Here is a 12,443-nt window from a genome sequence, read left to right as displayed (position 1 = left end):
TCATTCGTCGGTGTCGGACGGCTCGTCGGCCGAGGTCCGTTTGTCTTGTGGGGTGTTCGTCGTCGGTGGGCGGTGGAACTCGCCGGCCCAGCGCAGGCGCACGCGGTGCGCCTGGTCGGCTTGGTCGTCGTCGCCGAGCAGCACGACCAGGTCGTCGAGGAGTTGGTCGAAGTCGACGCGGATGTCGTGGGACGACAGCAGCCGCACGGTCTGGCGCAGGTTGTGCGGCAGCGCGTCGCGGTCCCGCGCCAGGAGCTGGGTGAAGCGTCGGGTCACGGCGGGTCCGCGGGCCGCTTCGAGTTCTCCCATGGAGGCGCCCAGCGAGCGGCGGCGCGCGTCCTTGGCACGTCTGCGTTGCGGGTGCAGGGCGAACAGACCCGCGACGAGCAGCCAGGTGTCCTGCTCGTCGTGCGGTGGGTCGTGGGGGAAGACGTACTCGTAGGCGTCGGCTTGTTGCCGGGAGCCGGAGAAGATCCGTCGCAGCCTGGCCAGTGCCTGCCTGGCTTCGCCGGCCCGTTTCGGGTTGTCCGACGATGCCCAATAGTGCAGTCCGTGGAGGTAGTTGACGAACGTGCGGCGCCGCTGCGTGAGGGTGTCGGTCACGCGATTCGTCCTTTCGTGGTGTAGCTGCGCGCCTCGCGGCGGAAGTTGTCCACCAACACGTTGAGCCGGGTATGGAACGCTCGCAGGTGCTTGCCCATGAGGAACACGTCGCGGGTGTCCGCCGGTGCTCGCTCGGCCCACCGTTCGGCGGCCTGCTTGGCGATCCGGTACACCTCGCGCGTCCACTGTTCGACCGCGTCGGACTCGGGTTCGTCGGCGTCGTGGGCTCGTGCGACTTCACGCAGGAACGTGGCGAAGCGTCGGGGTAGTTGTGGCCAGTACGCCACGTCCAGGGTGGAGGTGGGGTCGGCACGCTTGTCCTTGTTGTAGTCGCGCTCCATGTGCCGCAAGGCCGCTCCGGCGTTGTCGGCCAGCGCGATGGCGCTCCCGATCAACGCGCCCAGGGACGTGTCCCGGGCGCGCAGCAAGGGCACCGGTGCGGGGACCTGTTCTTCCAGGTATGCCTCGACCACGGAGGCGTTCTTGTCCAACTGCTGCCCGAGCACCCGCAGCGTGTAGACGGCGTCGCGGGGGATGTGCCCGTCCCCTGCGAGCGCGGCTATCTGTTCCAGGGCTCGTGGCCGGATCCTGGTGCGCCCCTCCTGCCGGAGGTCGATCATGAGCAGTTCGACGCTGTGCCGCCACACACCGCGCAGCGGGTTGAGCCGGATCGGCAGCAGCGGCGCGTCCTTCTTGGGTTTGCCGTTGGGGCCGAGTGGGCGCCGGAAGGCCGCCATTTTCTCTTCCTCCGGAAGATCGCCCTTGAACCGCACACCGGGGGTAAGGACCACACCGTCCACCACGACGGTGTCCCCACTCACCGTGGGAACCAGCAGGATCCGCCGGGACGGCCAGGTCAGCAGGTCGGTCCACCCCCGTGCGCGCCGTTCGCCCGGTGCCCCCTCGGGTGGGTCCGGCTCCTCCCACGCCGGCATGTCCCGACTGGACGTCATGTACGGAGTCTGAAGGTCGGGCGCGTAAGTCAAGGCGTTGAGCAGCAGGGTCTCCTTGAGGTCGCCTCCCTCGACGAGGACCACGCCCAGCAGGTTGCAGGGAGCCCGTTCGGAGGACTTCACTTTCTCGAACGGGGTCTTCATGCCGCCCGGATCGAATGCCTGGGCGGTGACGAGCCACCGCGCCGCCTGTGCCGGGCTGAGCACGGTCCGGTCTCCGGCGGTCGTGTGGTCGAACAACGTGACGTTGTTGCCGACCGCCAGGTGGGGAACCAGCTTCGCCACCGTCGACGGCGTGATACGGGCCAGCGCCGGACTTTGCAGGAACGGCCGCTCGGGGTGGAAGAGATCGAAGCGGTCCGACTGGCCCGCCGCGTAGTCACGCAGCTTCGCCGACGGCAGTTGCTTGGCCGACCACAGGTGGCCCCAGGCGTCTTCGTCGACCGGTCCGTAGGCGCGGTGCAGCAACGCCAGCGCCAGCCGGTACAGCGCTGCGGTCATCGGCGGTGTGTCACCGACGATCCGCCGGATGCCACGGGCGTCGAGCAGCAGCTCGTTCAAACCCACCTCACGGCGCTGCGCGTCCGTCCCGATCACCGGGATCCACGGCTCGGTCAGCAGGTTGAACGATGCGGCCGGGGCGATCACTGGTAACCATCGACGTACACGCCGTACTCCGGTCGGTAGCGGATGAGGTGACCGGCGACCAGACACTGGCCGTCGTGGAATACGAGCGCGCGGTGCTGACGCAACCAAGGGTTGCTGGCGAACAGGTGGGGCACCGGTGCCGCCAGCAGGTCGGATACGACCTCAGGCGGCACACCGTCCGGCGCCGACAGGACCGTGCTCGACTCCAACAAGGCGTCCAGCACGGTCAGATCACTGGTGGTCGAGGTCAGATTGGTCACCGCTCCCCCGCGCACCGGTCTGACGGAATCGCTCCCGTCGTCGTCCACCCCGGCATGCAGCAGCACCACGTCCACCGTCGTGTCGGGGAACTCGTCGTCGTAGTCGGTCACTTGCCACCGCGTCCTATCCGGGTCCGGTTGGCCCGCTTGGGTTGTGCCGACAGCTTCTCCAGCCGCACCGAACCGATCGGCATCGGCAGGTACATCGTCTGCGCCTCGCGCTCGTACCTCTCGATCAACTTCTCGTGCGCGGCACGCGCCTTGTCCCACGACGCCGCCCATCCGGCAGGGCAGGCGACCGCCTCGTCCGGCCCGTAAACCGCGTCGATCAAACCCGGCACATCGTCAGGACAGCAGATCGTGGGCTTGTCCTTGAGCAACGCCCACGTCCGCATCAACACGTAGGGCGAGTAGACGCCGCCCAGGTAACGCGGGAACGTCGGCCCGTCCGGGGTATCGCTCACCCCGGTGATGCCCAGAACCATCCCGCCACGAGCCGCACTGCGATCGTGCCGGTGTTCACGGCCCGAACGCTGGATCACCAGGTCGACCGGAGCCAGGTCGCTGAGCATCACGTCGAAATCCAGGTCCAGGCTCTGCTCGAGCACCTGTGTGCCCACCACGATCGCGTGCGGCCTCGTCCCACCCGGCCCGAACGACTCCCGCAGCCAACTCTCGGTCCGACGACGCTCGGCGTAGGACACCTGCCCGTGCAGGAGGACTACCTCCGGACGCCGCGCGGCGGGCAGCGTGGCGACTCGGGCCTGAAGCTCCTCGAACGTCCTCTTCGCGCGTCCCACCAGGTTGTGCACCACCGCCGCACAGCCCTTGGCCCCCATCTTCCCCAGCAGCCAGTCGACGACATCGGCCTCCTCGACGGGCTTGTCGAGACGGACGTGACGACCCTTGTTCAGGTCCGAGACCTCCGCGCCCTCCACGACCGGCTCGTCGGCGCCCACGACCGTCACTCGCGGATAGTCGGATGACGGCGGCAACGGAGGGGTTTCTCGCGGCAGGACCCCCAGCAGGCCGGACTGCCAGGCGGCCGCGAGTTCGTCACGACGACGGGTCGGCAACGTCGCCGACAACAGCACCACCGAGACACCCAACCGCCCGAACCACATCAGCAACCGGTCCAGCAGCGACGACAGATAGGTGTCGTAGGCGTGGATCTCGTCGAAGACGACCACCTTGTTGGACAACGCGACCAACCGCACGAACATGTGGCCGGAGCGGATCACCGCCTTCGCGGCCTGGTCCACCGTGCCCACACCGAGATTGGCCAGCAGGCTCTTCTTGCGGGTGAACCACTCCCGCGCCGCGACGTCGGAGTCCTCCGGATGGTCGCGGCCGACATCGGCCGGTTCAACAGTCCGTTCCTCCAGATACGCACGGGCATCGGAATGGATCAACCGCACCGTGGTCCAATCCTCCAGACCTTTGAGCAGCGTCTCCACCTCGACGAGCACCTGGTTGCTCGTCGCCTTCGTCGGCATCGCCACATACATCCCCGCCAGCCCCAGATCACGCACCAACGTCGCACCTACCTGCATCGCGACCTTGGTCTTCCCCTCACCCGGCGGAGCCTCGACGACGACCATCGTCGGTGACCGTCGGTCCACGGCCAGCCGCTCGGCCAACCGCTGCACCGGACGGACCTTCTCCAACTCCGGGTACAGCGAGGAGAACCCGGTGTCGCGAGGCGGTACCCACGGCCTCAAACCCGCTCTGTCCACAGCCTTCACTGCGGAGACCCTCGCACTGGCCATATACGCGTCGAGGTCGAACGGCTCCTCCGGCGACTCGAAGTTCGCCTCGTCGGACGCGATCCAGTCACTGATCGTCGTCACCGCGGCGAGACCGACCGCGGCACCCGCGCCGAAACGCACCTCACCCCACGGAAGCGACCGCGGATCCGGCAAACCCAGCACCCGGGCCACCGCCACGACGAGGTCGTCCCGCCACGCCGCCCACGTCACCTCACCGTGGTTGTTCTTCTCGCTCTCCGCCTGCGTGATCTCCCCCGCACTCGGGAAATAACCATGGTGACCACCCAAGGCGACGGCAATCTCGCGCGCCACCCGGACATCCGCTCCCCACGACTCCACCATGTCGGCCACGTGCATCGCCGTGACCAGACCATGCGGCGTGTCGAACCGCGCGACACCGAGTCGTTTCACGAAGTCCACATCAAGAGCCGCCGCCGAGCCCAATCTCCTCGATGCCAACTCGGCATGCAGACCCTGGAACCCAGGTGAATATTTGCCCACATCGTGAATCCCGCACAGCAACGCGATCCACCCGTCCGCATCACCCAACGGACCGAAGGCATCCCGCAGCTCACCGAGGCAACGCGGACCGACCAACAACGGAAGCACAAGCTCCGCGACGACGGCAGTGTCCACCACGTGACAGACCAGAGGGTGCGGCCACTCCCTGCCCGATGCCTTCCCCCACGCACCCGTCACAGGAGGAAAATCGTCAACCACACACACCTCTCGACCATCGACCCGCTCAAACGAGGCGCCATACAAGCACAGACGCTCGCCTCATTCCAATTTCACCACGACGAAGCCACGCGCAACGGCCGAGAGTTCACCCGAATGCCGGAAGAACACCGAAACTGAACTTCAGTGCACTTCAAATAATCGAACGCACACCACAGTCAGTGCCGCTTACCAATCCGCAAGAATGCGGCGGTATGGAACAAAATCCCGCCCGACCCTCCCGCGAACCCGCCGACCGAGCCAACCGGTACTCGCGATGCCAACGCCGCACGGTCGACGGACTGACGCTTAGCTCGCGAGCAGTCTTCACATACGTCCACCGCAGGACGTCCACCATGACGATCGCGGCGCGGCGACCCTCAACCGGCCACCCTCGCCGAACACGATCGGGACTCACTTCTACCCTTCCTTCGAGCGGTCGATCAGCCCGGCCAACTCTGTTCCACGTTGTCTGTACCCACCCGTCGCGACACACCGGACTCACTCGAACTGATGAAGAACGCACCTCATCCACAGCAAGCGCCGTACGGTGCATGCGCCCGGGATCCCGTGCGAGCGGGAGTGGCCCCTCTGTTCCACGGGTCTGACACAACATCCCCGCACAAGCGGGGGCGATCCGCTCGTTCGTGATCATCTGCCGAGAGCCGAAGCATTTCTCGGACAAGCGGACAAATCGGCGAGGCCACCTGATCGGCGCACTCGCCCTCCCTGCGCACGCAAGATCGGCTGGGCCGGAATGGTACGGCGCAGCCCAAGTAGCAACTCCCCGACGAGCGGAGCCGATCCGCGACAGATCCGTCCACCAGAGGCGGAACAACAACTTCGCCTGGAGCTCGGCAAGGACTTCGGGTGGAGTCAACGGTTGACACCCAAGCCGTAGGCCAGTCGCCGGTGTCCGGAAGCGTTGTCGCGGCGCAGGGTCGACCCAGTGAACTACCGGCTCGGGTTTTGGGAGGAGAACAAGCCGCACCGCCGTCCGCACCGGCATAGTGGTCGGCGGTGCCTGGGATCCGCCCTCCACTCGGAGACGGCAACCCTCACGGGACCGACGCAACGACGTCTTGGTCCACGCAGGATACCGCCGACCCGGCTCGTAGCACGAGGCAGCGCGACTGCTGACGACGCCTTCAAGACCATGCTGCTCGGCGACATAATGAATCATCGCGGCAGTCGGTATCGGGAAAGCTCCGCAGAACCTCGATTGGACTACGCTGCCCGCAGCAAACCGATGCTGAAATAGCGCATCGTCGCGTAACGTAGCAGGTCATGAAGTGTGTTCCCCGCGCGAGCGGAGGTGGTCCCACCCCGCGCTGTCCGTCGACGTCCTCGGCTCCGTGTTCCCCGCGCGAGCGGGGGTGGTCCGGCCGGGGTGGCGCCAGCCGCGATCCTCGTCGGGTGTTCCCCGTGCGAGCGGGGGTGGTCCGTGTCGCCTGATCCACCGCCAGCGCCGCCGCCTGTGTTCCCCGCGCGAGCGGGGGTGGTCCCTCGTCGGCGAGCGTCAGTGCCTGCTTGCGCAGGTGTTCCCCGCGCGAGCGGGGGTGGTCCCGCCCCGACTGGATCGCACCGGTCGAGCCCGAGGTGTTCCCCGCGCGAGCGGGAGTGGTCCCACCGACGGTCACGCCGACGCGCAGTCGATGCTGTGTTCCCCGCGCGAGCGGGGGTGGTCCCTTCAAGGCTTACAACGACAGCGCACGGCGGCAGTGTTCCCCGCGCGAGCGGGGTGGTCCGTCCGAGGGGTACCTGCCCCGCCCGACATCCTGCGTGTTCCCCGCGCGAGCGGGGGTGGTCCGCTGCACCAGGTCCAGGTTGAACGTCCGCAGGTGTGTTCCCCGCGCGAGCGGGGATGGTCCCCGGTCGCCGACCAGCCCCGATCCGCTTCGCTTGTGTTCCCCGCGCGAGCGGGGGTGGTCCGGCCGCTACCACAACCACGTCTTCCGCGACGCCGTGTTCCCCGCGCGAGCGGGGGTGGTCCGCGGTCGAAGACGTCGGCGGAGTACAGCGCCGAGTCTTCCCCGCGCGAGCGGGGGTGGTCCCTGCCAGCGCGTGTCGGCGAGCGCGGCCAGCGCGGCTTCCCCGCGCGAGCGGGGGTGGCCCTCTCCGCCGTGCCCTCGTGACGAGTACAGCGTCTTCCTGGTGAGGAGTGCGCGGACGCTAAACCGTGGTTCGGCCTCGAGGACTTCCTTCACCTGCTCGCGGTCGTGCGCCAAGGCCGCTGCATCAGCCAACACTGCAGCCTCTCCGCGAGACCGCCACAAGGTGTGCATTCAGAGCCTCGTGCTTCGGTTCCAACCGGGTCACAGCCGTCGATACGGCGTAAGGGCATATGGCTTTATTCTTCACTGAACTCATTAGGTTGGTCGATTCCGAGCTCACCGGCACTTCGCGAGTATCGACGACGGGTTCGCCGTGCGTCCGCAGACCGCTTGGCCAACTTCAACATGTGCGCGGTCCTGGCATGCAGGGCCATCTCCCTTCGACGCTCGGGCGGAAGTTCACCGAGTGGGTCGACTTGGCGCTCGAACCGTTCAAGGAATGCTTGGGTAGCACCGGCGGTTCGTGCCCTCCGGTCCGAGGTGCCGGCCCATGACGCGTGAGCCGCCAGTCGGGCACGGAAACTGCGTTGCTCGGGTGTCATGGGCATTCGCTTCGACCGCCCGTTCGTGGAGTTGGACGAGTTAGACATTCTCACCGATCCCCAAGCGCAATCGAGTCTTCTGCGCACGTTCCGCCGCTGCGCTGGCGCCGTAGTGCCGCGGCATGTCCTCGGAGGTCCAGCCGAGCAGGAGCATCAGGTCACCGCGGTCTCCCCGGCGCGACGGCACGCGCGCCCTGATCGAGGTCCTGCTGCTGCACCGGCACATGGGGCATGACCACGTCGTCGCCGGCCTGGCCGCGGCGTTGAACGTCGGGGCACTGACCGCGGACGCGGTCGCCCTGGAGGCCCGCAAGGCCGCCGAACTCGACGAACCCGACACGACACCGACCGACACCACGCCGCCGGCGAGGGTCACCTCCCTGACGCAGCGCCGGCTGGCGCAGCTGCCACCGGACACCAGGCCGCTGCCCACGGTCGACGCCTACGACCAACTCCTGCCCAGACGCCGACGCGGCCGAGAAGGGACAAGCCAGTGACCGTCCACCGCCACCGGGGCCTGACCGAGCAGGCCGCCGACGCCGCCGTCGACCAGGCCTGCCGCATGCTGCGCCTGCCCACCATCCGCGCCCAGTTCCCCGACCTGGCCGACGCCGCCGCCCGCGACCAGATGTCCTACCGCGGGTTCCTGGCCGAGTTGTTGATGGCCGAGTGCGACGACCGCGCCCGCCGACGCTCCGAGCGCAGGATCAAGGCTGCGGCGTTCCTACGCGAGAAGTCGTTGCGGGCCTTCGACTTCGACGCCAACCCGAACGTCGATCCGGCCGTCATCCACACCCTCGCGACCAGCGAGTGGGTCAAGAAGGGCCTGCCGCTCTGCCTGATCGGCGACTCAGGCACCGGCAAGTCGCACCTGCTCATCGCGTTGGGCACCGAGGCCGCGATGGCCGGGTTCCGGGTCCGCTACACCCTGGCCGCGAAGCTGGTCAACGAACTGGTCGAGGCCGCCGACGACAAGATCCTGACCAAGACCATCGCCCGTTACGGGCGTGTCGATCTTTTATGCATCGACGAACTGGGCTACATGGAACTGGACCGGCGGGGCGCCGAACTGCTGTTCCAGGTTCTCACGGAGCGCGAGGAGAAGAACTCGGTCGCGATAGCGTCCAACGAGTCCTTCGCCGGCTGGACGAAGACCTTCACCGACCCGCGGCTCTGCGCCGCCATCGTCGACCGGCTCGCCTTCGGCGGCAACATCATCGAGACCGGCACCGACTCCTACCGCCTCGCCCAGACCCGCGCCCGCACCGGCCGGGCGAGTACCGGCTGACCCTGTTGTCCGTTATCCCTGGATCTGGGCCACCAGACAGCCTTTGGGCAGGGCGGCCCAGGTCGATGGCTTTCAGAGCCGCCGGACGCGCAGCACGCCGGTCAGCATCGGAAGGGTGAACTCGCCGCGGCCGGTTTCCGGTCTGCTCGCGAGGAAAGCGCGGATCCCGCCGAGCGCGGCCTCTCGGTCCCGTTTCGGCATGACCAGCATCCCGGCGCGCGTCGCGAGGGTCGCGACGAGGGAGTCGACCGTTCGGCGCTGCCCGTGCGGGAACTCGGCCTGCTCCGGCGAGCCGAACCGGGCGACCAGGCCGATGTTCGGAAGATGCATGTCCGCCGTCGCCGCGCGCCAACTGCTCAGCGTGTCACGCGGGCCGATGGCCGCGCTCCCGCTGACCCGCTCGAGTCCTGCAACCCAATCGACCCGGTCGTCCAGGACGTTCCACAGGCCGGCCAGGACGCCCCCGGGCGCGAGGACCCTGGCCATCTCCGGTCCTGCGACGGCCATGTCGAACCAGTGCAGGGCATTGCCGGCCAACACGGCATCGACGGACGCGTCCGGCAGCGGTATCGCCTCGGCGCTACCCGGCAGGGCACGGACAGCCGGCAGCACGCGCCGCAGCTCGGCCAGCATCGCCGAGTCAGGCTCGACCGCGACGACGTCAGCCCCCAGCGCGACCAGCGTGGCGGTCAGCTTGCCGGTTCCGGCCCCGAGGTCGAGCACCCTCAGACCAGGCGCAAACTCCAGCGCCCAGCGCACCGCGGCCTGTGCGTAGTCCGGGCGGTGCTCGGCATATGCGGCCGCCGCTGCGCCGAACGACGAACCGAGAAGCAGCCGTTCCTCCACGCGGCCACCCTACCCACCGCGCCCCACCAGCCCCAGGCGGAGAGTACTCACCCTCCGGCACGCTGCCGGCTCAGGTCAAACGAGAACCGACACCCGTCCTCCAAGCCACCCAGTGATCCACAAGTACGGTCAGAACTCACCGACATTGATCACGCACCTGATCGGCAAGTGCGGTCAGTACTGACCGACATCCGCGGTCAGAAGTGACCTCCATAGCCAGTGCCCTTCTACCCGAGCATGCAGGTCTACTACGCCTACTACGTCCCCCTCCGACCAAAGCTGCTGACCGCGTCCGACGACCGTCAAATCTGCTCCACGACGCAGCCACCCGTCTAACCGATGCCATAGTCGAGACTCGCCGGAACCGACCGGCAACAACGATCGCCTCCGCGAGCCCACTGGCGGAGGCGATCGGCGTTCAACGAACAGGCGCAGTGCCGTCCCTGCAACCACAGCCCGACGAACTAGTCGCCGCGTCACCGGACGACACGACGACCCCGCGGAGATGCTGGACGCGAGCCCGGAGTTACAACAACTAGTCATCGCACGGCCGAACCATTTGCGTCGGCGACGCCGAGAACTGACCAGAGGCACACCTCAGTCGTTCGTGCGCCCACGCAACTGTGCCCCGACCACTTGTTCGGGCCGGGGCACCGCTGTAACCAGGTGAGAGCGATGCGGTCAGCGAACGACGTTGCCCAGGAACGCGGTGAACGCGGTTGCGGACACGGCCGTACTGCTGTTCGACCTGGCCGTCGCACAGGCTGCCGGTGACGCCGATCAGGCGTTCGCCACCGCCGGTCAGGCGTGTGACGTGCTCGATCGGGACTTCTACGCCACCGCTCTGAAGCGCGTGCCCGCAGTTCGGCAGGCGTTGCGCCACACCCCGTACGCGGCCGAGTTGGACGAGCGGGTACGCGCACTGACCGCGGTGTGACTCAACCGGCCTGGGCGTTGTGCTCGGCCACCCCCGCGGGGAGGGTGTCCAGGCCGTCGAGCGTGAACAGGCACCGGTCCTCCACCTCCGGCATCCGCAGGATGTGTCCCCAAGGGCCACGGCGGATCAGCGCGGTGGCGATGCCTGCCTGCTGGGCCGGTCGGATGTCGTTGTCCAGCCTGTCACCGACGTAGAGCACCGAGTCCGCGGCGACGCCCGCCTCGCGGATCACGCGGTCGAAGAAGGCGGGCGAGGGCTTCTCCACGCCCCAGCCGTCGGAGGTGCCGATCACGTCGACCGGCAGGTCCAGCGCTTTCAGGATGCCCTCCGCGCGGCTGGTCTGGTTGCCCGCCAGGCCCACGCGCAACCCTGATTCGCGGAGCTGCTGAAAGCAAGGCCGCGCGTCGGGGTACAGGTCGTCCTCGCCGAAGCTCTCGGGCTGTCCGGCCGCGGCACGGCGCTCGCGTTCCTCGGTCAGGTCAAAGCCGGGCCTGAAGACCTGGAAAGTCTCGCGGTAGTCCTTGCCCTGGGCGACAATTGCGCCGAAGACGGCAGAGAAGGTGTGACGGGGAACGCCGAGCCAGTCCGCCCACGTCCCGTACTCGCGCGTCTCGTCGACCAGGATCTCGCCCACGTCGAAGAAGACCGCCTCGATCTTCGCCACTCTCAAGTCCCTCCCTGACGATTCCGGACTACCGGCATCGTGCCCGACGACCCATGTGCCCCGCCCACCAGGGCTGACGGCCTGCCCGTAACAGTGAAAGCCAGCGGGGTGGTGGAGGGACGATGGCGGGTTCCTGGCCGGTGCCTCGGACGCGCCCCCGGTGGTCAACTGGATCCGTCCCGGTCCCAGCAGCGTAGGGAGACCACGTGAACACGCCCGCCGCACACCGCACGTCAACGCAGCCACCGGAGATCGGCGTCAAGAAGACCGTTCCGCGGTTGAGCAACGCCCGCAGCCGTGAGCTGGGCGAGGAACTCCGGCGAGTCCGCCACCGCGCCCGCCGGTCGTCCGCGAACACGGCCCAGGACCTGGGCTGGTCACTGGGCAAGCTCAGCAAACTGGAGACCGGGAGCAGGGGCACGAGCTCGTGGGAGATCGCCTCCCTCATCGGTCGACTGGGCGCGGACAAAGCCACCCGTGACCGGATCCTCGCCATCGCCGACGAACCGGACAACGGCAGCTTCCTGCGCGCCCACGACCAGATCCCCGACATCCTGACCGCGCTCACCCTGCATGAACAGCTCGCGCTGACGATCACCACCTACGAGCCCCTCACCATGCCCAGCCTCGCCCAGACCGAGGACTACGCCTGCGCGCTGACCGGGGACCGGACACTGGCCCTCGCCAGGCTGACGAGGCAGAACACCCTGCACCAACAGGACAACGGCCCGGAGACGACCGTGTTCGTGCACGAGGCCGCCTTGCGCACCATGGTCGGCGACCCGGCAGTCATGCGCGACCAACTGCTGCACCTGGCCCTGATGTGCGGATGGGACCGGTTCTCGCCCAGGGTGATCCCGATGTCGCGCTCGTGCCACGCCGTCATTCGAAACCAGGCGACACTGCTGACGTTCAACCACCCGGTCAGCCCCTTGGCCTACACCGAAACCGACACGGTGACCGTGTTCCAGGACGAACCGACCGCCGTCACGCACTACCAGGCCAAGATGCGCCGACTGGCCTCCCTGGCGCTGAGCCCCGCACAATCCCACGAGGCCTTCGCCAGCTGGGCCGACCGCTACGACCGCGAAACCCGCTGACG

At 67.9% G+C, this 12,443-nt stretch carries 10 protein-coding genes, 1 pseudogene and 1 CRISPR repeat array; of the genes and pseudogenes, 4 read left to right on the top strand and 7 right to left on the bottom strand.

Features of this window, described 5'->3' with window-relative positions:
- The 5 genes from casB to ACRAKH_RS13215 all read right to left on the bottom strand — a co-directional run bounded on the left by casB (position 1) and on the right by ACRAKH_RS13215 (position 5,506).
- On the bottom strand, positions 1–603 hold the full coding sequence (casB, locus tag ACRAKH_RS13235; RefSeq protein WP_380719321.1) for a type I-E CRISPR-associated protein Cse2/CasB: 603 nt from the start codon (positions 601–603) through the stop codon (positions 1–3).
- Entirely contained in the window at positions 600–2,204 is a 1,605-nt protein-coding gene (gene casA / locus ACRAKH_RS13230) for a type I-E CRISPR-associated protein Cse1/CasA (RefSeq protein WP_380719323.1), read from the bottom strand. The genes casB and casA overlap by 4 nt, the downstream gene beginning before the upstream one ends.
- Positions 2,201–2,575: a hypothetical protein gene (locus ACRAKH_RS13225; RefSeq protein ID WP_380719325.1), complete on the bottom strand. Its 375-nt coding sequence runs from the start codon at positions 2,573–2,575 to the stop codon at positions 2,201–2,203. The genes casA and ACRAKH_RS13225 overlap by 4 nt, the downstream gene beginning before the upstream one ends.
- Positions 2,572–4,932, bottom strand: a complete 2,361-nt coding sequence (cas3, locus tag ACRAKH_RS13220) for a CRISPR-associated helicase Cas3' (protein WP_447009843.1) — start codon at positions 4,930–4,932, stop codon at positions 2,572–2,574. Before cas3 ends, ACRAKH_RS13225 begins: the two co-directional genes overlap by 4 nt.
- Before the next feature lie 172 nt (positions 4,933–5,104).
- A complete protein-coding gene (locus tag ACRAKH_RS13215; RefSeq protein ID WP_447009842.1) occupies positions 5,105–5,506 on the bottom strand; it encodes a helix-turn-helix domain-containing protein in 402 nt (133 codons plus the stop codon).
- A 741-nt stretch (positions 5,507–6,247) separates the two neighbouring features.
- A CRISPR array of direct repeats spans positions 6,248–7,065; the repeat unit is 25 nt; unit sequence TTCCCCGCGCGAGCGGGGGTGGTCC.
- A gap of 726 nt (positions 7,066–7,791) precedes the next feature.
- On the opposite strand from ACRAKH_RS13215, the pseudogene ACRAKH_RS13210 reads away from it, so the two are divergent.
- Positions 7,792–8,103: pseudogene (locus ACRAKH_RS13210) on the top strand (IS21 family transposase); the annotation flags it as partial.
- Positions 8,100–8,894 carry an IS21-like element helper ATPase IstB gene (gene istB / locus ACRAKH_RS13205; protein WP_380719329.1) on the top strand — a complete coding sequence of 265 codons (795 nt, stop codon included), beginning with the start codon at positions 8,100–8,102 and terminating at the stop codon, positions 8,892–8,894. The pseudogene ACRAKH_RS13210 and the gene istB, both read left to right, overlap by 4 nt.
- A gap of 72 nt (positions 8,895–8,966) precedes the next feature.
- Here istB and ACRAKH_RS13200 read toward each other — a convergent pair whose 3' ends face one another.
- The gene (locus ACRAKH_RS13200) at positions 8,967–9,740 is read right to left on the bottom strand and encodes a class I SAM-dependent methyltransferase (RefSeq protein ID WP_380719331.1); all 774 of its coding nucleotides are present in this window, start codon (positions 9,738–9,740) and stop codon (positions 8,967–8,969) included.
- A gap of 709 nt (positions 9,741–10,449) precedes the next feature.
- On the opposite strand from ACRAKH_RS13200, the gene ACRAKH_RS13195 reads away from it, so the two are divergent.
- Positions 10,450–10,677, top strand: coding sequence for a hypothetical protein (locus ACRAKH_RS13195; protein ID WP_380719333.1), 228 nt, complete (start codon positions 10,450–10,452; stop codon positions 10,675–10,677).
- Position 10,678: 1 nt separating this feature from the next.
- Here ACRAKH_RS13195 and ACRAKH_RS13190 read toward each other — a convergent pair whose 3' ends face one another.
- A complete protein-coding gene (locus ACRAKH_RS13190) occupies positions 10,679–11,341 on the bottom strand; it encodes an HAD family hydrolase (protein ID WP_380719335.1) in 663 nt (220 codons plus the stop codon).
- A 206-nt stretch (positions 11,342–11,547) separates the two neighbouring features.
- Between ACRAKH_RS13190 and ACRAKH_RS13185 the strand changes: the two genes are divergently transcribed.
- Complete coding sequence (locus ACRAKH_RS13185; protein WP_380719337.1) at positions 11,548–12,441, top strand: DUF5753 domain-containing protein; 894 nt, start codon at positions 11,548–11,550, stop codon at positions 12,439–12,441.
- Positions 12,442–12,443: the final 2 nt, after the last annotated feature.

This window comes from Saccharothrix hoggarensis (assembly GCF_052936025.1).
Note: the sequence above shows the minus strand (reverse complement) of the source record. Positions and strands in the feature narration are given on the sequence as shown.

Excerpts from the sequence above, each read along its gene's own strand:
- ACRAKH_RS13215 (WP_447009842.1), bottom strand. The coding sequence starts at position 5,506 with ATGCACCGTACGGCGCTTGCTGTGGATGAGGTGCGTTCTTCATCAGTT.